General features: G+C 39.1%; 23 protein-coding genes and 1 pseudogene. 12 read left to right on the top strand and 12 right to left on the bottom strand.

Annotated elements, in window-relative coordinates; translation table 11 throughout:
• Positions 1-10: 10 nt before the first annotated feature.
• The 3 genes from VSAL_RS00445 to VSAL_RS00435 form a co-directional block, all read right to left on the bottom strand.
• A complete protein-coding gene (locus VSAL_RS00445; protein ID WP_012548967.1) occupies positions 11-307 on the bottom strand; it encodes a hypothetical protein in 297 nt (98 codons plus the stop codon).
• 75 nt (positions 308-382) lie between these two features.
• Positions 383-739 (bottom strand): IS66 family insertion sequence element accessory protein TnpB, encoded by a 357-nt coding sequence (gene tnpB / locus VSAL_RS00440; protein WP_012548966.1) that lies wholly within the window; start codon positions 737-739, stop codon positions 383-385.
• Entirely contained in the window at positions 736-930 is a 195-nt protein-coding gene (locus VSAL_RS00435) for a hypothetical protein (RefSeq protein WP_044583147.1), read from the bottom strand. The genes tnpB and VSAL_RS00435 overlap by 4 nt, the downstream gene beginning before the upstream one ends.
• Positions 931-1,288: 358 nt before the next feature.
• On the opposite strand from VSAL_RS00435, the gene VSAL_RS00430 reads away from it, so the two are divergent.
• From VSAL_RS00430 to VSAL_RS00425, 3 genes are all read left to right on the top strand, one after another.
• Positions 1,289-2,287, top strand: coding sequence for a DEAD/DEAH box helicase (locus tag VSAL_RS00430; RefSeq protein ID WP_231850864.1), 999 nt, complete (start codon positions 1,289-1,291; stop codon positions 2,285-2,287).
• 16 nt (positions 2,288-2,303) lie between these two features.
• Positions 2,304-2,663: an AAA domain-containing protein gene (locus VSAL_RS23730; protein WP_231850863.1), complete on the top strand. Its 360-nt coding sequence runs from the start codon at positions 2,304-2,306 to the stop codon at positions 2,661-2,663.
• Positions 2,664-3,356: 693 nt separating this feature from the next.
• On the top strand, positions 3,357-3,950 hold the full coding sequence (locus VSAL_RS00425) for a DUF2913 family protein (RefSeq protein WP_012548965.1): 594 nt from the start codon (positions 3,357-3,359) through the stop codon (positions 3,948-3,950).
• Here the strand turns inward: VSAL_RS00425 and VSAL_RS00420 are convergent.
• The 7 genes from VSAL_RS00420 to VSAL_RS00390 all read right to left on the bottom strand — a co-directional run bounded on the left by VSAL_RS00420 (position 3,947) and on the right by VSAL_RS00390 (position 9,954).
• A complete protein-coding gene (locus VSAL_RS00420) occupies positions 3,947-4,138 on the bottom strand; it encodes a hypothetical protein (RefSeq protein ID WP_044583146.1) in 192 nt (63 codons plus the stop codon). The genes VSAL_RS00425 and VSAL_RS00420 overlap by 4 nt on opposite strands.
• A 502-nt stretch (positions 4,139-4,640) precedes the next feature.
• On the bottom strand, positions 4,641-5,012 hold the full coding sequence (locus VSAL_RS00415) for a hypothetical protein (protein ID WP_012548964.1): 372 nt from the start codon (positions 5,010-5,012) through the stop codon (positions 4,641-4,643).
• 184 nt (positions 5,013-5,196) lie between these two features.
• The gene (locus VSAL_RS00410; RefSeq protein ID WP_012548963.1) at positions 5,197-5,601 is read right to left on the bottom strand and encodes a hypothetical protein; all 405 of its coding nucleotides are present in this window, start codon (positions 5,599-5,601) and stop codon (positions 5,197-5,199) included.
• Complete coding sequence (locus VSAL_RS00405) at positions 5,591-6,565, bottom strand: ParB/RepB/Spo0J family partition protein (protein ID WP_012548962.1); 975 nt, start codon at positions 6,563-6,565, stop codon at positions 5,591-5,593. Before VSAL_RS00405 ends, VSAL_RS00410 begins: the two co-directional genes overlap by 11 nt.
• Positions 6,562-7,359 (bottom strand): ParA family protein, encoded by a 798-nt coding sequence (locus VSAL_RS00400; protein ID WP_012548961.1) that lies wholly within the window; start codon positions 7,357-7,359, stop codon positions 6,562-6,564. The genes VSAL_RS00405 and VSAL_RS00400 overlap by 4 nt, the downstream gene beginning before the upstream one ends.
• Before the next feature lie 282 nt (positions 7,360-7,641).
• Positions 7,642-8,169, bottom strand: a complete 528-nt coding sequence (locus VSAL_RS00395) for a hypothetical protein (RefSeq protein WP_012548960.1) — start codon at positions 8,167-8,169, stop codon at positions 7,642-7,644.
• A 591-nt stretch (positions 8,170-8,760) separates the two neighbouring features.
• Positions 8,761-9,954 (bottom strand): IS91-like element ISVsa9 family transposase, encoded by a 1,194-nt coding sequence (locus VSAL_RS00390; protein ID WP_012548955.1) that lies wholly within the window; start codon positions 9,952-9,954, stop codon positions 8,761-8,763.
• Positions 9,955-10,034: 80 nt separating this feature from the next.
• On the opposite strand from VSAL_RS00390, the pseudogene VSAL_RS00385 reads away from it, so the two are divergent.
• The 6 genes and pseudogenes from VSAL_RS00385 to VSAL_RS00360 all read left to right on the top strand — a co-directional run.
• Positions 10,035-11,315: pseudogene (locus VSAL_RS00385) on the top strand (thiamine pyrophosphate-dependent enzyme); the annotation flags it as partial.
• Between the two features lie 3 nt (positions 11,316-11,318).
• A complete protein-coding gene (gene ilvM / locus VSAL_RS00380) occupies positions 11,319-11,567 on the top strand; it encodes an acetolactate synthase 2 small subunit (protein WP_012548959.1) in 249 nt (82 codons plus the stop codon).
• A 26-nt stretch (positions 11,568-11,593) separates the two neighbouring features.
• Positions 11,594-13,066 (top strand): dihydroxy-acid dehydratase domain-containing protein, encoded by a 1,473-nt coding sequence (locus tag VSAL_RS00375; protein WP_012548958.1) that lies wholly within the window; start codon positions 11,594-11,596, stop codon positions 13,064-13,066.
• Positions 13,067-13,070: 4 nt separating this feature from the next.
• Positions 13,071-14,603, top strand: a complete 1,533-nt coding sequence (gene ilvA / locus VSAL_RS00370) for a threonine ammonia-lyase, biosynthetic (RefSeq protein WP_012548957.1) — start codon at positions 13,071-13,073, stop codon at positions 14,601-14,603.
• Positions 14,604-14,880: 277 nt separating this feature from the next.
• The gene (gene cspE / locus VSAL_RS00365) at positions 14,881-15,090 is read left to right on the top strand and encodes a transcription antiterminator/RNA stability regulator CspE (protein WP_012548956.1); all 210 of its coding nucleotides are present in this window, start codon (positions 14,881-14,883) and stop codon (positions 15,088-15,090) included.
• 153 nt (positions 15,091-15,243) lie between these two features.
• The gene (locus VSAL_RS00360) at positions 15,244-16,437 is read left to right on the top strand and encodes an IS91-like element ISVsa9 family transposase (protein ID WP_012548955.1); all 1,194 of its coding nucleotides are present in this window, start codon (positions 15,244-15,246) and stop codon (positions 16,435-16,437) included.
• Positions 16,438-16,733: 296 nt separating this feature from the next.
• On the opposite strand, the gene trhA is transcribed toward VSAL_RS00360, so the two are convergent.
• The gene (gene trhA, locus VSAL_RS00355; protein ID WP_012548954.1) at positions 16,734-17,381 is read right to left on the bottom strand and encodes a PAQR family membrane homeostasis protein TrhA; all 648 of its coding nucleotides are present in this window, start codon (positions 17,379-17,381) and stop codon (positions 16,734-16,736) included.
• Between the two features lie 101 nt (positions 17,382-17,482).
• Positions 17,483-18,268 carry a sporulation protein gene (locus VSAL_RS00350; protein WP_012548953.1) on the bottom strand — a complete coding sequence of 262 codons (786 nt, stop codon included), beginning with the start codon at positions 18,266-18,268 and terminating at the stop codon, positions 17,483-17,485.
• 517 nt (positions 18,269-18,785) lie between these two features.
• Here VSAL_RS00350 and VSAL_RS00345 point away from each other — a divergent pair.
• The 3 genes from VSAL_RS00345 (at position 18,786) to VSAL_RS00335 (ending at position 21,735) form a co-directional block, all read left to right on the top strand.
• Positions 18,786-19,049, top strand: a complete 264-nt coding sequence (locus VSAL_RS00345) for a YihD family protein (RefSeq protein WP_012548952.1) — start codon at positions 18,786-18,788, stop codon at positions 19,047-19,049.
• Between the two features lie 225 nt (positions 19,050-19,274).
• Entirely contained in the window at positions 19,275-20,693 is a 1,419-nt protein-coding gene (ccoG, locus tag VSAL_RS00340) for a cytochrome c oxidase accessory protein CcoG (protein ID WP_012548951.1), read from the top strand.
• Between the two features lie 58 nt (positions 20,694-20,751).
• Positions 20,752-21,735 carry a serine/threonine protein kinase gene (locus VSAL_RS00335; protein ID WP_012548950.1) on the top strand — a complete coding sequence of 328 codons (984 nt, stop codon included), beginning with the start codon at positions 20,752-20,754 and terminating at the stop codon, positions 21,733-21,735.
• Positions 21,736-21,766 lie beyond the last annotated feature (31 nt).

Raw genomic sequence — 21,766 nt, 5'->3', positions numbered from 1 at the left:
CCAACACTCGTTAGTGCTCCTTGATGCTCAAGAGAATCCGCATCAATAGGGTGTCTGAGCTTACTTCTTCAGCTTCATTGAAAACACAATCTTCCTTAGGTAAAGATTCACTGCTCGCGCCAAATTGTCGGTGACGAGCAAGCTGCATTTTTTCCAAAAGAGATTGATAACGAGCTTCACTTTCTTTCAAAGCGTCATTAAGTTTATCAACGGTGAGTTGAAGTTCATTATTTTGAGCTTCTTTTTCTGCAAATAACGCTCGAAGTAAAACAAGCTCATTACTTTTATGGGATAATTTTTTATTCATAGTGTGAACAAAAATATCAGCATAATACGTTTGGCGCTCTTAGTTTATTGCCATTTACGAAGCAATATCTACTCCTTAATTTAGACTTTGATAGTGAATAGACTTATGAGGTTGCATTTTGTCAATGTCGAGTCCGTTAAGAAGCCAGTGCCATTGCTCTTCAGTCAAAGAAACGGTTGCTCCGGTCATTTTTTTAGGCCAGGTGAATTTATCTTCCTCAAGGCGTTTTTGCCATAGACAAAATCCATTCCGGTCCCAATACAACACCTTTATTTTATCATTCTGTCGATTGCAAAAAACAAAGAGTGCATCAGAAAATGGAGAGATGACCATCTGTTGTTCAACAATCATGCTAAGACCATTAATTCCTTTTCTAAAGTCCACGGGCGCTTTATGAAGGTAAATCATTGAGATATCGACAAACATTTTCATTTGATGACCTCTTTTATCAACATGGCAAGCCATTGTGGTGATGTCGAAGCAGGTAAAGAAAGTTGCAACGCCCCAGCTTGAATATTTAATACTTGATGATTTTCAGGAGGAAAGAAGACATTGTCTTCTTCATCAATTTCATCGCGTTTAACTAAAGCAAAAGGAGATAGGAGCTCCTCTTCTTCTTCCATTAGCGGTCTAAGTGAGCGTTTATATTGGCAAAAAGTGTTGGGGTTAATATTATTCATACCGCAAAACTGCTCAAGAGGAATATTACTCGCGTAATATTAACTAGATGCTGCCATTCGGAGTGAGTGCGATGTTTTCCCATAATATCTTCAATAAAAAATAACAATGAGAGGAGGGTAACGAAGTTGAGAGTCAGTTAGTAGGCGTCGATTTAAAGACGCTTACGAAAAAAAGCTTGCCAGCTTGGATTATCGATGTCTTAAACTTAATATTTTTGTTGCTCGTTTAAAGCAAAAACAGCTGTCATTTTTATTGTTTTTTCTGCCAAAATATTGGTTCTTACGACAGTTATTCTCCAAAATGAAAGCACGCTATGAACTCCTCTGTAAAGAAAAAGCGCTGATGGTTCGAAAAGTCGGTAACTTTAAGTCCGAGTTGGATAAAGAGATTGAAAAGTGTAGCGTATTTCAAGCTAAGTATACGGATGTATGTTTTGATGATGGAATGACTGATTTAGAGTGTGCAAACTTACAACGTTCAGCTTTTGCTCATGGGATTGAGTTAAATCAGAAGCGGGTGAATTTAACTTCTAAAGCGATGGAGTTACATCAAGCGTGGGTAGTTGCTGTTTATAAGTACTTTAACTTAGGTAACAATAGTGTGGTGTTCTATTTGTCTAGTGCAATGTCTAATAGCATCAAAGATCAGAAAGCGAATAAAGTGCTTTGGCAGTGGCTCTTTATGTTTATTCCTGTGGTGTCATCAACATTTGCTTCGGTTTCTCGTCAGTTTTCAAGCTTCGGGAAAGACGATATTGGCTGGTTGTTTATTGATGAAGCGGGACAAGCTTCGCCTCAACAAGCTGTAGGTGCTTTATATCGTTCAAAGCGACCAGTTGTTGTCGGTGACCCTTTACAAATTGAGCCAGTTTTTACTATTCCGCCAGAATTTGTTGAAGGGTTTGCAAAAGAAATTTTAGGTGAAGAACAATGGCGCGTATGGTCGCCAACTAAAACATCGGTACAAAAGTTAGCGGATAGAGTTAATCGATACGGGACTGAAATGATTGCACAGGGAGAGTGGTTAGGTAGTCCTCTTCGTGTACATCGTCGTTGTGATGAACCAATGTTTAGTATTTCAAACAAGATCGCGTATAACGAAAAAATGTTTCATGGTAGCGAGTTACCAGAAGGTCGCACACATGATATTTGGGGGCATAGTGCTTGGATTGATATTGTAGGCGAGGTGGAGGGGAAACATTATGTGCCTAATCAAGGGAAATATGTTGCGGCAATGGTACTAGAACACGTTAGAAAAACACAATGTTTGCCAGACGTATATTATTATTTCGCCTTTTAGAAAAGTAGCTCACGGTGTGCGTGAGGAGCTGCTTAGCCATCTAGTTGATAATGGGATCCCTCAGAAGCAAGCAGACAAATGGGTTAAGGGTCGAATAGGAACCGTACATACCTTCCAAGGGAAAGAAGAGAAAGTGGTGATATTTGTTTTGGGTGTTTCTGAAGTAACTAAAGGGTCTGCTTATTGGGCATCGAGTAAAGCTAATATTTTAAATGTAGCGGTGACTCGTGCTAAAAAACAAGTGTATATCATTGGCTCTCAGAAAGTATGGGCAGGTTTGAGTTACTTTTGTTATGCGAATGAACTGCTAGAGACTAAAGTAGATGAAAGTGATTATATCTCAAGCAATATGGAGGCAACGCTAGAATTAGTTTAGCAGGGGCTAACAGTCATTGGTTACATTCGAACATAATCATAAATCGGTTCAAAGCTGCTTTTAGTGAAGAATCACCCCCACAAGAAGCGTATGTAACTGATCTACACCATCAATACAAGCTGCGTTTTTATATTGAGAGTCATTCATTTATTGTTAAATTAGAAATAAATGAATGACTCGTTTTTGTTTAAATATGCATTAGAAATTAGTCTAAACGGGGTTGTTGCAAATAATCTGAGTTGGTAAATTTGGATATCGAAAATTATTGTACGGTAGGGATTTTGATGTGACCTATCTCGTTTGGGTGTACCCCAATGAGATAGGGCGTTGTAGTACAAATATCATCAATACATTAACTTAAATGCGATAGGCAATTGTAGTAATCAATAGGTTAGCATCATGAACTAAACAAATTTCGCTCTTAACGTACAATAATTTTCGATATCCAAACTGCCCCCCCTATCGCTTTACATAATTTCATTCTTTATTTCCTTTGATGTTCGGTTTGTTATGTTGGATTAGTGTATTCCTATAACGTAAAGTAAGCATATACATTTAGATGACTTAAATCAGTGAGTTGAGGAATTGCTCACGAACTGAGTTATACTAGGATAAAGATTCATTTTCTTTATTATGGGTTTTGTATGTTCGCTACCTTGTTAATGAGATACATCCTTTTTTACGGATAAAAATATGCCTCATAAAGAATACGACAAATTATTACTTGAAACTGTTGATAACGCCCTACTTCATTTATACATGGCCGTGGCAAAGGCTACGCAGTTTATGCCTAAAAAAACACGTAATGAACGTGTCGTTAAATGGTTAAAACCAAAGCTAACACATTCAAAATATAAATTGATAAAGAAAGAAATTAAGTCTTTTATTCAGATTGGGCGACATGCGAAAGGGGATTTAGAGCGTCGTTTAATTGAACTTAAATCACTGTCAGAGCGTGTTCATCATGAAATGGATGACGTATCTCGCATCTATGATCTGTTGAATTGTTTATATGATAAGCATGGTATTCATTCCTATCTTATAGATGACCATGATACGAAAAAGAATGAAACTCTTTATTTATCAAAGCAGGACATTATAGAGTGCTTTTCTGATGATAATAAGCAGATAGCACCTCTGTCCGCTTTTATTGTGACATTAAAAGTGGATGAGATTGCGAAGATGATTAATGATACGGGATTGATGAAAGCAAGCATCAAAGAGTTCAATGACGAAACGATGATTGCTCACTTTCAATTAAATACTATTCATTGCCCTGAGGCTTAATTTAATTGCTCTGTATTAGGGGAGTTATTGTATATATCTGCCAGTGCTTTTCTTTTTTGCTTATCGTTACAATCTATAGACATGTTTTGAATTGCCTTTTCATGTTCTATGGCAGATCGTAAAAACATAGGATCAGAAAGTGCTTTTTGGCGAAGTTTATTGACTCTGTCAATGGTGTCTACAAGCATAAATACCTCCAAAGAAATTAAGATAGTAACACTGGTTTAATACACAGTATTATTGTGTATTGCCTTAGTCAATACTTTTTGGTTTTTATTTCGTTTAGCAAAGTCACTGGCACATAAATCCGCGCGGTTAAAAAGAGAAGTAAATGAAACGCTAGGATTAACGAAAGTGTTCAGAGTAGAATAGCTGTGGGTGCTTTGGCTATCAATCGAAAGCATGACATTAGTTTTGTAGACGGTAGATAACAAAAAAAACGAAAATTAATTTTCATTAACTAACGAGGTTTAAGTGATGTATCTTATCTATCAGAGGGAACGATAATAACAGCAACGCTTGCTTACGAATCAAGATAGAAGCTGAACAGGTGGCTAAGTAAAGCAATCACCTGATTCCAGATTGTTAAGTACAGGCCACTAGCACCTATGTTTCACTTTTTTTGTCTATTTTGGAAAAATAGACTTCAATTAACGTAAACCCTAACTATTTAGTCCCTAGAGTATTTAATTAGCCGAATACGCTTAGCCCTTTGTCGGATATACGCCAATATATTTTGGCGGTGTTTCTTTGGTAGCTATCACCAATAACGACTTGGCCATCTTTATCAAGCACTCGACGTTCAATAAATCCAGCATCTAGCAGCAGATATAGCACCTTATGAGAGTTACTAAGACTCGGCACATCGAGTAGCTGTTCTTTCAGAGAATTAGCCTCATAGAAATAGGTTTCATCATCTGATTTCAATCGTTCAACCTTGCCACTATCCAAGTCGTGATGACAAAGATTCATGATCATTAAAAGCTGAAAGCAAAGCGATTGTCTAGGCAATTGAGAAAGCTCATGTAAGTGCTTAATTCTTTGTTCATATGAAAAATTCATGACGGGTTATCTTGCTTGTGTTTTTTGATGTCACAAACCATTCCTGTTTTTAGTGAGAGTCCAGTATCTAGCCATCTCAAAGAGCATCCGTGCGCTAAGTTCGCGGTCTTCGCGTTGCTCTTCTACGGTATTAAAAAACGCCAAAACTGATGTGCGGTATTCATCTTTAAGAGTTTCATTGTAGTTATTCGTATTCATCCGAGTTCTCATTTTGTGCTTGCTTGGCAAGTTCTAACCACTCGCCTAATAACGCTTTCCAACTTTCAGTGATTGGGTAGTCATTCAAAAAAAGAAAGCGAGCCGCAATAGCTTTTTCAATATCAGTATTTGGCAACCAATCAAGCTCAATCAACAGGTCAAAGGTAGCCCTACAAGCCCATTGGGGCGCGCGATTTTCAATAACCCAAGCTTTCATTACTTCACCAGGGGGTGGGGGCCTATAAGCAACATAGGTCCGATTAATCGCTCTAATGGTTATTTGTTCAATGGCTTGAGTGGCACTGTCTTCAAAATGCAATGAGTACAACTTAATTAGGCTGGCTCGATTAGTATTCACCACTCGAGACAACTTCTTTTTATTAGTGGACATGCTCTAACGAGTGATACCCAATCACTGAAACTTCGCAGGCAGGAACGGTCAATTTGCCTGAACTAGCGTCAAGCACAATCACTATTTTGCCACTTTCGGCTTGGCCATTGAGATCTATGAAACCTTGGTTACCCTCAAATGATATTCTTATCCCGTTATTTTGTGAGGTAGGGATAACACCTGACACTTTAGTTTGATCTGCTTTATTTGAAGGGTTTTCATTAGCTACTTCTTGATGTTCAAGGGAAGACTGTTCTTCATCAACTTGAGCTGATTTAAGCTCTTTCTGAGAAGCCTTTAAGCTTTTCACAAGATCTTTAGCTTCTTTACGTGAAACAGGGGATTCAAGAAGTTTCTTTGTTTCGACTTCGCTTAGTTCTCCCGCAATACGTAGAGAGTTGACCGTATCAACATCACGGATAATACCATTGTGATAGGCAAGTTCAATGTAAGGAGGGCATTGAGCTGCCTTTCGAAAAGCGCTAATACGAGGTTCAGATAAACTCACAACATTGGCTAGATCTTTGTTTTCAACGATCCCTTGCTCTTCCATTAGTAACTCTAAAGCACGACCTGTTTCAAAAGGAGTAAGATCGTTTCGATGAAGGTTTTCTGATAGTTGCGCTAACACTGTTCCCGCATCACGCACCAAACATTCTACATGAGTGATTTTGTCACTCAGATTTGCCGCTCTCCAACGACACTCACCCACTTGTATTTTGTAACCTCGAATGTCGTTATGAGTCACAACAATTGGTTGAATCTGACCAATATCGTCCATATTTTTAGATAACTCTAAAATGTACTCTTCATCAAAGAATTTACGTATTTGTTCAGACGAATAGATATCCTCTTTAGGAATGAGAACAACGCTTTCACCTGGCTTTACCTCGTTGATTTCTTCATCGAGTAGTGATTTAGATTTGTTGTTCATTAGAGATTTAAAGTCTTTTTTCTTACTCATGACAACGCCTCCGATTTCAATTCAAACTCTTGCATTAAAGCATCGATATTGATGTATTTAGCTTTTTTCGCATCATACTCAAGGATGCTTTTCTTAAACGCTGATGCTTCTGAAACTCTAGTTGTATGGATAACCTGAGTATTGAATACGAGGTCGCCATAATCCTCAGACAACTTGGTGGCGAAGTGATCTTGTAATTGAGTAGGAATCTTTTTCACCATGTTTAAGTACATGCCTAATACAGATACATCTAAACCATAAGTGCTTTTAATACGCGCTACAGATTTGAGGATCTTCGACACACCTTGAAAGCTGTCTTCTTCTGCTGTCGTTGGTATCCACAGACCATCACATGCGATAAGAGCCGAGTATTGCAAGTTTCCAACAGAAGGGGCAGTGTCAATAAATACGTAGTCGTATTGTTCAGCCAATGTATTCAGGTTGTCGGCAAAGAAACCAATTTCGTCATTTGTGCAGTTGTTAAGGCTACTGATATTGAAAGTGGCACCAAAGATATGAAGATTAGGGTTGAGTTCAACAGGCTTACCATAGAACTCTTCATCAAAGAAAGAAATGACATTCGCCTCACCTACTTTACGAGTGATAGAGGCAGGTTTAGCTTTGCTCTCATCATTTTGGTCAAAATACTTATCCGTCAAATTACATTGCGGGTCCATATCTACAACCAACACTTTTTTATTGCGCATATGAGAAAAGTAGTAAGCCAAATTAACAACAGAAGTCGTTTTACCGACTCCACCCTTTTCATTACCGATTGCGATGATTTTACCCATTGTATTACTCCTTTGAGACTGGCGTTAACGCCTGATTACATGTGAATACTACGGGTAAAACATAAAAAGTCAATAGGAAAAAACAGGATTTTGCATGCAAAATTGAACGGTCATTATTAGAGGATGGTAAAGTCACTATATAGATAGGGTGTCACGTGTCATTTAAGTAATGATCTAATACTACATGACAAAAAGGTAATGACAAAGGAGTTCTAAGGTTAAAATTCAAGCCATGACATTAGGGTAGACCCTAATGTCACTAGTGGTATTTATAGCTGAAATTTAAGTACAAGGAGCTTGATAAGCAATATTTCGGTCTTTTACAAATAGCGTGTCGCTGAATATGGCACACCTTAAATAATCCGAATTATCAATGTCTAAATTCTCAGGGCAGGATGAGTACACCACTTTTTGCTTGTTAAATGTCATCTGTTTTAGTTGTCCATCGGTGCTTATTGCTAATCCACTATCGATAAACATCAAATCATCTTGAATTGCTATTGGATATGAATTTGCAGGAGCTGCCCATTGAGTAATTATTTTTCCACTAAGATCATATTCAAAAATTTGTTCAGTGCCATATATATAATCAGGGCTATTTGGCGGTGGTAATATTGAAATCTTCGTACTTAACGTCCAACCACAAGCACCATCGTAATATCCTTTTTTATTCCAGTAATTAATGTCTTTCTCTGTTGTTATTTTTGGTGATTGGTTTTCAGGAACCCATGTATATATATCAATAGTATGGCTATGGCTACAACCTGAAATAATAGTAATTAAACTAATTTTTAATATATTTTTTTTCATACATTTATCTTAATTATAGAGTTTAAACAACATGATATGAGGGTGATTTTTGCCGCTATTAAGTACTAACGGGAAAGTTAAGTACTAACGGAAAAGTTATCCACACTTAAGTGATTGATATAATGTAAAATTATAGAACTTAAACTCCCGACAACTTCTTTGTAGGTACTTAGACGACAATATGAGCGATAGCATACTCGATAGTGCCAGGAATAAGTTGCTCATCAATCATGATAGGCACAAACATGTTTTATTTGGAGTTATCTCTTTTGTAATTTTCCATGTAGTTGATTTTAATTGTGATAATAGTAATTAGATCATGGTTGCAGATTGGTATCAAGCAATAGTGATATAATCTTGAAAAGAATAATTATGCGAGGGTTGGAGTAATTCTACAGCCTCGTTAAGCGCTAAGGCTCAAATTTAAGGTAAGGAATTTGAATGTTGCTGAGTTAGCATTGGCCCGTCTAAAAAAGCCAATTTCACCATCGCTGTTTTTTTAAAAGGTATCGAAAATATAATTATCGGGGATTTTATAACTGTTTTAGCCCTATTTCATGAGTTTTAGATACACTTATCCTACAAACCTTATTATGCTGCCCTCAATTCTGACTGAACTATCGCATGGGTGACTAAATCATTGACCGAATTTCCGACTCGGAAATTCGTAAACACCAGACGACTTTCACATAAAATACATTCGTACGGATCTACTTTTACATATCCTTTTAACATTGCGGCATACCCTGGCATTTTCGGCTCAGCTTCTATTGTCATACCTAAAGCTGCATAAACTCTAGGCAGAGCTTCTCCACGACGACGCATTGATAAAAAACCGTAGTATCGGATCATCTTGAAATGTTTATCAGGATAGTGCTCTACTATCCGTCTTATCATCTCTTCTGGTGATAATGTTAGGCTGTCTGTTGTTCCTGTTCGATGGTCTAAATAATTAAACGTTATCATTCCGCCTTTGGCGTAATGACTTAAACGTGACGCTGAAATTGGGGGCCGTTTTAAATACCGACCAAGATAGTTCATCGTCGGTTTTACATTATTTGTCTTTTTAGCAAAATGAAGCTTCCAACGACGATTATATTGACTGCTTAAAAAGCGTGACCAATCCGTTTTATTACGGATATAGGGGCATTCTTCGCTTGATAAATCAAGCTCATAATAAGCCTTACCCAATAAACTGACGATAGCCGCTCTCCAACAAGGCTCTGTCGTTTTCATTTGGAAGTAAATGGGTTTCCATAAACCGGTACGTTCACAAATTCCCCCACGAGTGACCGATAAATGTAAGTGCGTATTCCAATTCAGTTTTCGACCGTAAGTATGAAGAGCACAAAAGATACCGACATCTATTCCTTTATCTTTTGCCCATCCCAGCAGAATGTTTGCAGCACATTTGAATAATTTATTTAACAGCCAACGGTTATGACGAAAGATAGGCCATAGCGTGTTTGGAAGGGTAAAGGTGATGTGTTGATATTCGCATTCAGGGAAGACATGTTGTTGCTTTTGTATCCATCGCTCTGTGGCTTTCATGCCACAGCTACTGCACGCTCGAGATTTACAGGTTTGGTGAATATATTTGATATGGGTACAGTCAGGGTTGCAACAATGATATTCGCGAGAGCCAAAAGCCGCTGTCCCACAGGACAGCATCTTTGTGACATTTTCAATCACGACCGCTCTTAGGTTAGCTTTGTTATTATGAAGAAATTTAAGCCAGTTATTTTGACTATTAAATAATTGTTTCAGGGGTTTATATGCGTGCATGGCGATAGGATAAACGATTTATTGGCAACAATGGAAGAGGTTGAGTCCTTTTGATTTGCGCCGTAGGCGCCTATTGTTCTACGAAACACAGCTACCTAGTGACTGATATTAATGATCTCGCTCCTGTTATTGCAGAGGCATTTGAAGTCGCTAAATCAGGTCGTCCCGGGCCTGTTCTGATTGATATAGCCAAAGATGTGCAAGTCGCTGAAGCGCCAGTGACGGTATTGCCTCATTTTGAGCCACCAAAAATCCCAGTAGCAAGCCAAGCAAGTCTCGATGCCGCGATTGCATTACTACAAGAAAGCCAGAAACCAGTACTATACGTCGGTGGTGGTGTTCAATTAGGCCATGCGACAGATGCCGTTCGTGATTTCTTAATCTCCAATCCAATGCCTTCCGTTAGTACATTAAAAGGACTTGGCTCCATTGAGCGCCACGACCCTCATTATTTAGGGATGGTTGGGATGCATGGAACAAAAGCCGCAAACTTAATCGTTCAAGAATCGGATTTACTGGTGGTAGTCGGCGCTCGTTTTGATGACAGAGTAACTGGAAAACTAGAAAGCTTTGCACCTCACGCAAAAGTCATTCATATTGATATTGATGCGGCTGAATTTAATAAACTGCGTCATGCCCATGCAACATTACGTGGTGATATCAATGTGATTTTGCCACAACTTCATGCTAATCAAGATTTATCATCGTGGCTCGCTCATGTATCAGAGCTCCGCAGTGAGTTTAAGTGGTGCTACGATCATCCTGGTGATCTTATCTACGCCCCATTATTGCTTAAACAATTATCAGACATGATGCCTGACAGCTCTATTGTTGCTACCGATGTTGGTCAACATCAAATGTGGGCTGCACAACACATTCAACCAAGAGCTCCTGAAAATTACCTAACATCAGCAGGCCTTGGCACCATGGGTTTTGGCTTACCTGCTGCCATGGGTGCGAAAGTCGCTCGCCCTAATGATGAGTCCATTCTTATCACTGGTGATGGTTCGTTCATGATGAACGTTCAAGAATTAGGCACATTAAAACGTAAACAAATTCCTGTAAAAATGGTTCTACTAAACAACCAACGTTTAGGCATGGTTCGCCAATGGCAATCACTGTTCTTCGATGGCCGCCATAGTGAAACAATTCTTGATGATAACCCTGACTTTGTCGCATTAGCCGCCGCCTTCAACATTCCAGGTAAAACGATCACACGTAAAGAAGAAGTGGAACCAGCATTAAAAGAGATGTTAGAAAGTAAAACAGCTTATATGTTGCATGTACTTATCTCTGAAGAAGAGAACGTATGGCCACTTGTTCCACCGGGTGCAGCAAACCAAGACATGGTAGAGGGATAGAGCATGCAACAACGTTATATTTTAGAGATAAAAGCGACTGATAAGCCCGTTCTATTAGAGCGAGTATTACGCGTCATTCGTCACCGTGGCTTTGCCATTAAACAAGTGCTTGCGACTCAAAATCAATCAGATGGTGTCGCCGCTATCGAAATTATTGTTGAAAGCGATCGTCCCATTAGCCTTCTAACAAATCAAATAGAGAAGCTTTGGGACATAACCACCGTTAATGTCGCTACATTACATCGAACATAAGATAAAAATTTAAAGGATTAAACGATATGTCTACCACTCCTAAAAACAGATACCGTTCAGCTACCACCACTCATGGCCGTAATATGGCTGGCGCACGCGCACTATGGCGTGCAACTGGCGTAAAAGAAGAAGACTTTGGCAAGCCAATTATTGCCGTAGTGAATTCATTCACCCAATTTGTACCCGGTCATGTTCATCTTAAAGATATGGGGCAATTAGTGGCAGGCGAGATTGAGAAAGCAGGTGGTATCGCCAAAGAATTCAATACCATTGCTGTCGATGATGGCATCGCAATGGGACACGGAGGCATGTTGTACTCATTGCCATCTCGTGAACTGATCGCAGATTCCGTTGAATACATGGTGAATGCACACTGTGCTGATGCCATGGTATGTATTTCAAACTGTGACAAGATTACTCCAGGAATGATGATGGCGGCAATGCGTCTAAATATCCCAGTAATTTTCGTCTCTGGCGGCCCAATGGAAGCAGGCAAAACTAAACTTTCAGATCAAATCATTAAACTTGATTTAGTTGATGCCATGATCCAAGGCGCTGATCCAACGGTTTCTGATGCACAAAGCGAGCAAATAGAACGTTCAGCGTGTCCAACTTGTGGTTCATGTTCTGGTATGTTTACCGCCAACTCAATGAACTGTTTAACTGAAGCATTAGGGTTATCTCAACCGGGTAATGGATCAATGCTTGCTACTCATGCCGATCGTGAAGAATTGTTTATCAATGCAGGTAAACGCATCGTGACTCTAACTAAGCGTTATTACGAGCAAGGCGATGATTCGGCTCTGCCACGTAATATTGCCAACAAAGCGGCATTTGAAAATGCAATGGCGTTAGATATTGCAATGGGCGGTTCAAGTAATACGGTACTTCACCTAATAGCATCCGCTCAAGAAGGCGGCCTAGCGGTTCTTTCTGGTAATATCGCGGTTGACGGCTGTATTGTAAAAACAGCCGGTGTTGATGAAGATAACCTTAAATTCCAAGGTCCTGCCATTGTATTTGAAAGCCAAGATACCGCTGTAGAAAATATTTTAGCCGGAGAAGTAAAAGCAGGGAATGTGGTTGTTATTCGCTACGAAGGTCCTAAAGGCGGCCCGGGTATGCAAGAAATGTTGTACCCAACCACTTACCTAAAATCAATGGGATTAGGTAAAGCATGTGCATTACTTACTGATGGCCGTTTCTCTGGCGGGACTTCTGGTCTTTCTATTGGTCATGCCTCTCCAGAAGCCGCAAGTGGTGGCACAATTGGTTTAGTCAAAACAGGAGATATCATCACTATTGATATTCCAAACCGCTCTATCACGCTTGATGTACCAGAAGCGGAATTAAGCGAGCGTCGTGCAGAGCAAGATAAGTTAGGTTGGAAGCCTGTTAATCGTCAACGTGAAGTCTCTTTTGCACTAAAAGCTTACGCAATGATGGCGACCAGTGCAGATAAAGGCGCGGTACGTGATAGATCTAAGTTAGAAGGGTAAATTTATGACAACACCTTCTTATCAAACTGGCGCAGAATACCTGCGTCAGATCTTACGGGCACCGGTCTATGATGTGGCGACAGTAACGCAGCTTCAAGACATGCCCCGTTTGTCTGAACGAATTCAAAACCGAGTTCAATTAAAACGAGAAGATCGTCAACCCGTCCACTCGTTTAAACTTCGCGGCGCTTACAATATGGTGTCGAGCTTGACCGAAGAGCAACAGAAAGCTGGCGTTATCGCAGCCTCTGCAGGTAATCACGCTCAAGGAATGGCGTTATCAGGCACGAAACTCGGTATTCAAACCACGATAGTCATGCCACGCACCACCCCTGATATAAAAGTAGAAGCGGTTAAAGGTTTTGGCGGTCACGTTATATTACATGGTCGAAATTTTGATGAAGCCAAAGCCGAAGCCGAACGATTAGCCACGCTTCATGGCTATACCTTTGTACCTCCATTTGATCACCCATTAGTAATTGCTGGTCAGGGAACAATTGGTATGGAGATGCTGCAACAAAATGGACATTTAGATTATATATTTGTTCCTGTTGGTGGTGGTGGCTTAGCCGCGGGAGTTGCCGTTCTCATTAAACAGCTCATGCCAGAGATAAAAGTCATCGCCGTAGAACCAGAAGATTCAGCTTGTTTAAAAGCCGCATTAGATGCTGGAGAGCCTGTAGTTCTCGATCAAGTGAGTATGTTCGCTGATGGGGTTGCCGTTAAACGAATTGGTGATGAAACGTTCCGTTTATGCCAACAATATATTGATGGTCATATTACCGTTTCTAGCGATGAGATTTGTTCCGCAGTAAAAGACATCTTTGAAGACACTAGAGCAATTGCCGAGCCATCAGGTGCACTCGCTTTAGCTGGATTAAAGAAATTCGCTGACCAGCACCAACTTAAAGACAAGCAACTAAGTACGGTGCTTTCAGGTGCAAATACTAATTTTCATGGGTTACGTTACGTATCAGAACGCTGTGAATTAGGCGAAAAACGAGAAGGGTTACTTGCCGTTACTATTCCAGAACGTCAGGGAGCATTCTTTGAGTTTTGTAATCTTATTGGTGGAAGGGCGGTTACAGAGTTCAATTATCGTTATCATGACGATAAAAAAGCCAATATATTTGTGGGTGTTCGTTTACAAGATGGACAAGAAGAGCTGAATAATATCATTCATGACTTACAACAAGGTGACTATCCTGTTGTTGATCTTTCTGATGATGAAATGGCAAAGCTTCATATCCGTTATATGATCGGTGGAAAACCACTAAAACCACTTAAAGAACGTCTATACAGCTTCGAATTTCCAGAATACCCCGGTGCACTTGTTAAATTTTTAAGTACATTAGGTACACATTGGAATATAAGCTTATTTAACTACCGTAACCACGGTGCTGATTACGGTCGAGTCTTGTGTGGCTTTGAGTTGAGAGACTCAGATCTTATTGATTTTTCTAAGCATTTAGAAGAGCTTGGCTATCAATGCAAAGATGAAACTAATAACCCAGCTTATCAATTTTTTCTCTCATAACACCATAAGTAATGAGTAAGGTCAGAAAAAAACTGGCCTTATTTTCATAGATTTTTGAAATTATGCTATACAATCAGTTAAAAAGTGCTATTATTTTTCTCGGCCTGTAAACAGACCTATTTATCTGTAATATTATGATTTTGAAACCTTCGTTATACTGCTTTACCAGTTATGCTTGAAGCTTTTTTACATATGTTTTACCTCAAATAAATAATTCTTTATGGCTACAACTTCGCATTATGCGAATTATTTAATTAAAAAAATTAGGATATACACTATGTCTAAAACAACTGGTATCGTTAAGTGGTTTAACGAAGAGAAAGGTTTCGGCTTCATTACTCAAGATAACGGCGGCGCTGACGTATTCGTTCACTTCCGTGCAATCGCATCTGAAGGTTTTAAAACTCTGAAAGAAGGCCAAAAGGTTTCTTTCGAAGTTGAACAAGGTCAAAAAGGCCCACAAGCTAGCAACGTTGTTGGCGAATAATTCGAACTTTCGAATTGAATTTTAAAAAATGCTGACTTCGGTCAGCATTTTTTTTACCTGTTATTTCAATAACAGAACAATAGGCGCCTACGGCGCAAATCAAAAGGACTCAACCTCTTCCATTGTTGCCAATAAATCGTTTATCCTATCGCCATGCACGCATATAAACCCCTGAAACAATTATTTAATAGTCAAAATAACTGGCTTAAATTTCTTCATAATAACAAAGCTAACCTAAGAGCGGTCGTGATTGAAAATGTCACAAAGATGCTGTCCTGTGGGACAGCGGCTTTTGGCTCTCGCGAATATCATTGTTGCAACCCTGACTGTACCCATATCAAATATATTCACCAAACCTGTAAATCTCGAGCGTGCAGTAGCTGTGGCATGAAAGCCACAGAGCGATGGATACAAAAGCAACAACATGTCTTCCCTGAATGCGAATATCAACACATCACCTTTACCCTTCCAAACACGCTATGGCCTATCTTTCGTCATAACCGTTGGCTGTTAAATAAATTATTCAAATGTGCTGCAAACATTCTGCTGGGATGGGCAAAAGATAAAGGAATAGATGTCGGTATCTTTTGTGCTCTTCATACTTACGGTCGAAAACTGAATTGGAATACGCACTTACATTTATCGGTCACTCGTGGGGGAATTTGTGAACGTACCGGTTTATGGAAACCCATTTACTTCCAAATGAAAACGACAGAGCCTTGTTGGAGAGCGGCTATCGTCAGTTTATTGGGTAAGGCTTATTATGAGCTTGATTTATCAAGCGAAGAATGCCCCTATATCCGTAATAAAACGGATTGGTCACGCTTTTTAAGCAGTCAATATAATCGTCGTTGGAAGCTTCATTTTGCTAAAAAGACAAATAATGTAAAACCGACGATGAACTATCTTGGTCGGTATTTAAAACGGCCCCCGATTTCAGCGTCACGTTTAAGTCATTACGCCAAAGGCGGAATGATAACGTTTAATTATTTAGACCATCGAACAGGAACAACAGACAGCCTAACATTATCACCAGAAGAGATGATAAGACGGATAGTAGAGCACTATCCTGATAAACATTTCAAGATGATCCGATACTACGGTTTTTTATCAATGCGTCGTCGTGGAGAAGCTCTGCCTAGAGTTTATGCAGCTTTAGGTATGACAATAGAAGCTGAGCCGAAAATGCCAGGGTATGCCGCAATGTTAAAAGGATATGTAAAAGTAGATCCGTACGAATGTATTTTATGTGAAAGTCGTCTGGTGTTTACGAATTTCCGAGTCGGAAATTCGGTCAATGATTTAGTCACCCATGCGATAGTTCAGTCAGAATTGAGGGCAGCATAATAAGGTTTGTAGGATAAGTGTATCTAAAACTCATGAAATAGGGCTAAAACAGTTATAAAATCCCCGATAATTATATTTTCGATACCTTTTAAAAAAACAGCGATGGTGAAATTGGCTTTTTTAGACGGGCCAATGCTAACTCAGCAACATTCAAATTCCTTACCTTCAAGGTGTAGTTCCCCGCACGCTTACGAAAGGGTAAGTACGCATTCAACTCAATACAAAAATGGCGCTAGGATCTCTTCATAAACAGAGACTCTCTAGCGCCATTTTTTTATAGTAACGATACTAATTATTTATACTGGTTGAACATAATAATAAATAGATAAGAATTGCGTCACACAACCGCCTAAAACAAACAGATGCCAAATAGCATGATTGTATGGGATCTTCTTTGACACATAAAAAATAACCCCAAGAGAATAAATCACCCCTCCAAGGCCTAATAAAATCACCCCATTAATATCGATATGAATCACTAATTGGTACACCGCAATAACCGATAACCAACCCATGATAAGGTAGGTAATAAGGGATAGTTTTTTAAAACGATAGACAAAAACAATCTTTCCAATAATACCTATCAACGCGATAGCCCAGATCACAGCCATTAACCAATATGCGAGTGGTGTACGTAAACTCACTAATAAGTATGGCGTATAACTGCCAGCAATAAGTAAAAAGATGGCACAGTGATCGAGCGTTTTTAATAAACGTTTCGCTTTAGGTGTAGCAATAGAATGATAAAGCGTTGAAGCCAAAAACAATAAAATGATACTGGCCCCATAAACAGACATACTTGCGATGGTTAACCAGTCTGCATCCACTGCATTTGCTTTTACCAATAATAAAATTAACGCAACAACACCAAAAACAAGCCCTAAACCATGGCTTAAACTATTGGCTAATTCTTCTTTTTTTGAATAAGGAGTAGTGGTAGACATAGGACTCTCATAGAGTGATTACTCAACATAAAAGCAGTATGCCACATTTAAGAGTACAACTGTAAGCTTAAATGTGGCACTTTAAAATACATCTTATTGCTTTACGTGGTTTGATTTAAAAAATCAATTACTTGCTGACCCGCAATATCCGGAGGGGTATCGGATGGTATTTCCAAATAACGTTTCAGCTCATTACTACCAATAAAAGTAGATAATAAACCCGACAATCCTTTTTGTTGTCTATCAACCTCAAACCACAGTTGGAGTTTATCGTTGTCTCTATAAGCAATAATTTCAAGCTCACGCCAGCGACCATGATAAGGCCCATCAAATGGAACAAATTCAAACTCTTGTACAAAAGGCAATTCAAATCCACTCGCCGCTTCGCATTCAACTTGACGAATTCGCAACCCTTCGCCTTCAAGCGCACTTAATACACCCTCAAATAATTCATCTGGTCTAACGGTTATCGGATCTTTATCGGTGGGATCTAATCCCAAAGAAATATCTAATCCCGTTTCTACCCATACTTTTGTCTCACCAATCGTAATTGGTGTATTTAATGGCAGATCCAAATCAATATCAAATTGACGCTGTTGCTTAGGTTTAATCGTAAACGCATAAGGCAAACTCCAATCAGCAAGCACATAGGTTTGCTTGATGATTGCTTCACGTGAATTATTCTCACCTTGTCGCTCAACTTCTTTTTTATATTGGCAACACAGTTTCAACTCAATATTATCAATACTTTGAGCCGTTGCTCCACCCGTAATATCAATCGTAATTTTTATTTTTTGCCCAGGAATTAAGGCTTCATGGTGAATAATTGTATCTACATTAGCAGAACCTATTCCTAACGATGCGAGTGTTTTCTTTAAAAATGACATATTCCCTCCGTCATTAATTTTGTTCTATCGACAAATTTATTATACAAATATTATTACCTACATCCCAATATCACACTGAGATGTACCTCGACTAATAGGCAGTTTATGATACTCTTAATAAGTGTTTTATAAACACAAACTCCTGACTATTCATTTGGATTAGCGCAAGCTAAAAGAGTTCACTTTACGTGTTCTCATGAATAGTTAGGTCATTAATTTGGCCATGGATGAGCCTGGCTATAGAGATAATACATGCGTCCTATGACTGTCAGGTCTTCACAGTGTGGATCGCCGCCGTTCTCATTTTGTAAAAGCATCGGTAGCAAAAAAGAACGTTCCTGAAATGACATTAATTGTTTCAGAAAAAATCGAAGCTCCGAAAGTAGTTTCATGTGCGGCATAATAAAATAGCGCAGCTTGTCTGCGCTTTTTTCTTTTTATAATCCTGCAATTCCCGCTCTAACTTCCCATAAAATTTCGATATACTTATCCTTAATAATTATAAGGAGACTGCTCAATGAAATGCCATCGCGTTAACGAATTAATCGAACTCATTCATCCAGAATGGAAAAAAGAACCCGAACTAAACTTAATGCAATTTATTGTAAAACTAGCAGAAGAAACAAAATACGAAGGGAAAATTGAAGATCTAACCGATGATATTCTTATCTATCATCTGAAAATGCGTAACAGCAAAAAAACAGACATGATCCCAGGTTTAGCCAAAGACCACGAAACCGATTTTAAAACGGCCATCTTAAAAGCGCGCGGGTTACTGTAGGCCTTTCGCTTATTTCCGTTTAACGATCTAATTTATTCTAACGAATTAGATCGTTTTCAAACCAAATAAAACACACTTTTTTAACTAAATTTGAACCCTCTTACGTATTCCTTCTCATCATCACGTTATAATTCAGCCGTAATGTCTTTATATATCTGCATAAATACAACAATGCTCAACATAATATCGCTGATATATACCCCATAATAATAATTAGGAATAAACATGAGTCAGGATAAAATCGACATCAAGGATGTGACTCCAAAGCAATTCAATCCAAAAACCCACAAATCCAGCGGTGACCGCTTTAATCCCAGCACGGGTATTTATGTTCGCCAAAGCAAAGGCACATTTCAACAATTACGCCGTTACGGTGGTTGGTTTTTATTAGCTCTATTCGTATTAACCCCATGGATTTCCTTTGGCGATCGTCAAGCCATTTTATTGGATATTGGAAGCCAACAATTCAATTTTTTTGGCACGACCTTATTTCCTCAAGATCTCACGTTACTTGCTCTTTTATTTGTCATTGCCGCCTTCGGTCTCTTTTTTATCACTACCTTTTTAGGCCGTGTTTGGTGTGGTTATCTATGTCCTCAAACGGTTTGGACATTTATGTACATTTGGTTCGAAGAAAAATTAGAGGGTTCAGCCAATAAGCGAAGAAAGCAAGATCAACTACCAATGACATCGAGTTTATTGCTTAGAAAAACACTCAAACATTGTGCGTGGATTGCTATTGCCATTGCTACTGGCATCACTTTTATTGGGTATTTTGTTCCGGTAAAAGAACTCGTTATTGATTTTTTCACCTTAAATATCGATTTTCTACCTGCATTTTGGATTTTATTCTTTGCCGCATGTACTTATGGAAACGCGGGATGGATGCGATCTATCGTTTGTTTGCACATGTGTCCTTACGCTCGATTTCAATCAGCCATGTTTGATAAAGACACCTACATCGTTGGTTACGATCCAAAGCGTGGAGAGAGCAGAGGACCTCGCTCTCGTAAAAAAGACCACAAAGCACTAGGGTTAGGAGACTGTATTGACTGTAATTTATGTGTTCAGGTTTGTCCTACAGGAATTGATATTCGAGATGGTCTTCAATATGAATGCATAAACTGCGGCGCTTGTATCGATGCATGTAACGAAACCATGGATAAAATGGGTTACGAAAAAAATCTCATTAGCTACACCACGGAACATAAATTAGCGGGACACAAAACGCATGTAATGCGACCAAAACTGATAGGTTATGGCATTGTCATGATCTTAATGATTGGGTTGTTCTTAGCTCAAATAGCGACAGTCGATCCGATGGGGCTTGATATCTTGCGCGACAGAAATCAGTTATCGCGTATGAACAATTCTGGTTTGATTGAAAACACTTATACTTTAAAAATTATAAATAAAACCCAACAACCACAACATTACCAATTATCTGTTTCTGGTATTGAAAACACAACTTGGTACGGCCCACAAAATGTAAACGTTAAACCCGGTGAGGTATTAAGTCTTCCAATGAGCCTAGGGGCGAGTAGTGAGAACTTAACTAAGACGATAACCACGATTGTTTTTGAGATTAAAAATGATGATGAACAAGTGATAAAAACAGAAAGCCGTTTCTTTAAACCGCTATAATCACTCTATTATTGACTCAAAGGGCTCATGATGAGCCCTTTTTATTTGAGAGCACCCTATGTCTGAACACGCTTTTAATTTCAGTACACTTACTCCTGATTTATTGTGGTATGCCCTCGCAGATATTGGCGTAAGAGCTGAATCAGGATTCCTCGCCTTAAACAGTTATGAGAATCGCGTTTATCAATTTAGCGATGAACACAAGCGTCGGTTCGTTGTGAAATTTTATCGACCTCAACGCTGGTCAGAAGCCCAAATATTAGAAGAACACTTATTTGCGAAGCAACTTGTACAACAAGACATTCCCGTTGCTGCGCCGTTAGAAATAAATGGCAAAACACTTCATTTCGCTAAAGGTTATTGGTTTGCTCTTTTTGATAGCCTAGGCGGGCGCACCTTTGAAGTGGATAATTTTGATCAGCTTGAATGGGTAGGGCGATTTTTAGGCCGAATTCATAAAGTAGGTGAAGCGGAGCTATTTACTCATCGTCCAACGGTAGGCTTAGATGAGTACCTCTATCAACCACGAAAGCTGTTAGAGAATAGTTCATTCATTCCCTCTTATTTAGAAAACAGCTTCTTCTCCGATCTCGACCTGTTAATTAGTCGAATTGAACAACATTGGCAACCAAGTAAAGCGATTCGCCTACATGGTGACTGCCACCCAAGCAATATTTTATGGCGTGATGGTCCATTGTTCGTCGATTTGGACGACGCAAGAAATGGTCCTGCAGCACAAGATATGTGGATGCTGCTTAATGGCGATCGCCAAGATAAGTTAGTTCAGTTAGATATTCTCGTTGAAGCTTATTCTGAATATTGCGATTTTGACCATAACCAATTGAAACTAATTGAGCCTTTGCGTGGTCTACGAATGGTACACTACATGGCATGGCTAGCAAAACGTTGGCAAGATCCCGCGTTTCCTATTGCTTTCCCATGGTTTTCAGATGCAAAATATTGGGAAAGTCAGGTACTTGGTTTTAAAGAGCAAATAGCAGCGTTAAACGAAGCACCTTTAGAGTTGATGCCTCAATGGTAATAAAAATACAATAAAACAAACACAAATGGAT

Origin of the sequence: Aliivibrio salmonicida LFI1238 (genome assembly GCF_000196495.1) — a bacterium.
Classification (GTDB): domain Bacteria; phylum Pseudomonadota; class Gammaproteobacteria; order Enterobacterales; family Vibrionaceae; genus Aliivibrio; species Aliivibrio salmonicida.
This window is presented reverse-complemented; position numbering and strand designations above follow the sequence as displayed.

Bases quoted from the DNA above. Each gene is read 5' to 3' on its own strand.
- VSAL_RS00445 (WP_012548967.1), bottom strand. From the start codon at position 307: ATGAATAAAAAATTATCCCATAAAAGTAATGAGCTTGTTTTACTTCGA.
- tnpB (WP_012548966.1), bottom strand. From the start codon at position 739: ATGAAAATGTTTGTCGATATCTCAATGATTTACCTTCATAAAGCGCCC.
- VSAL_RS00435 (WP_044583147.1), bottom strand. From the start codon at position 930: ATGGAAGAAGAAGAGGAGCTCCTATCTCCTTTTGCTTTAGTTAAACGC.
- VSAL_RS00430 (WP_231850864.1), top strand. From the start codon at position 1,289: ATGAAAGCACGCTATGAACTCCTCTGTAAAGAAAAAGCGCTGATGGTT.
- VSAL_RS00425 (WP_012548965.1), top strand. From the start codon at position 3,357: ATGCCTCATAAAGAATACGACAAATTATTACTTGAAACTGTTGATAAC.
- VSAL_RS00420 (WP_044583146.1), bottom strand. From the start codon at position 4,138: ATGCTTGTAGACACCATTGACAGAGTCAATAAACTTCGCCAAAAAGCA.
- VSAL_RS00415 (WP_012548964.1), bottom strand. From the start codon at position 5,012: ATGAATTTTTCATATGAACAAAGAATTAAGCACTTACATGAGCTTTCT.
- VSAL_RS00410 (WP_012548963.1), bottom strand. From the start codon at position 5,601: ATGTCCACTAATAAAAAGAAGTTGTCTCGAGTGGTGAATACTAATCGA.
- VSAL_RS00405 (WP_012548962.1), bottom strand. From the start codon at position 6,565: ATGAGTAAGAAAAAAGACTTTAAATCTCTAATGAACAACAAATCTAAA.
- VSAL_RS00400 (WP_012548961.1), bottom strand. From the start codon at position 7,359: ATGGGTAAAATCATCGCAATCGGTAATGAAAAGGGTGGAGTCGGTAAA.
- VSAL_RS00395 (WP_012548960.1), bottom strand. From the start codon at position 8,169: ATGAAAAAAAATATATTAAAAATTAGTTTAATTACTATTATTTCAGGT.
- VSAL_RS00390 (WP_012548955.1), bottom strand. From the start codon at position 9,954: ATGCACGCATATAAACCCCTGAAACAATTATTTAATAGTCAAAATAAC.
- ilvM (WP_012548959.1), top strand. From the start codon at position 11,319: ATGCAACAACGTTATATTTTAGAGATAAAAGCGACTGATAAGCCCGTT.
- VSAL_RS00375 (WP_012548958.1), top strand. From the start codon at position 11,594: ATGTCTACCACTCCTAAAAACAGATACCGTTCAGCTACCACCACTCAT.
- ilvA (WP_012548957.1), top strand. From the start codon at position 13,071: ATGACAACACCTTCTTATCAAACTGGCGCAGAATACCTGCGTCAGATC.
- cspE (WP_012548956.1), top strand. From the start codon at position 14,881: ATGTCTAAAACAACTGGTATCGTTAAGTGGTTTAACGAAGAGAAAGGT.
- VSAL_RS00360 (WP_012548955.1), top strand. From the start codon at position 15,244: ATGCACGCATATAAACCCCTGAAACAATTATTTAATAGTCAAAATAAC.
- trhA (WP_012548954.1), bottom strand. From the start codon at position 17,381: ATGTCTACCACTACTCCTTATTCAAAAAAAGAAGAATTAGCCAATAGT.
- VSAL_RS00350 (WP_012548953.1), bottom strand. From the start codon at position 18,268: ATGTCATTTTTAAAGAAAACACTCGCATCGTTAGGAATAGGTTCTGCT.
- VSAL_RS00345 (WP_012548952.1), top strand. From the start codon at position 18,786: ATGAAATGCCATCGCGTTAACGAATTAATCGAACTCATTCATCCAGAA.
- ccoG (WP_012548951.1), top strand. From the start codon at position 19,275: ATGAGTCAGGATAAAATCGACATCAAGGATGTGACTCCAAAGCAATTC.
- VSAL_RS00335 (WP_012548950.1), top strand. From the start codon at position 20,752: ATGTCTGAACACGCTTTTAATTTCAGTACACTTACTCCTGATTTATTG.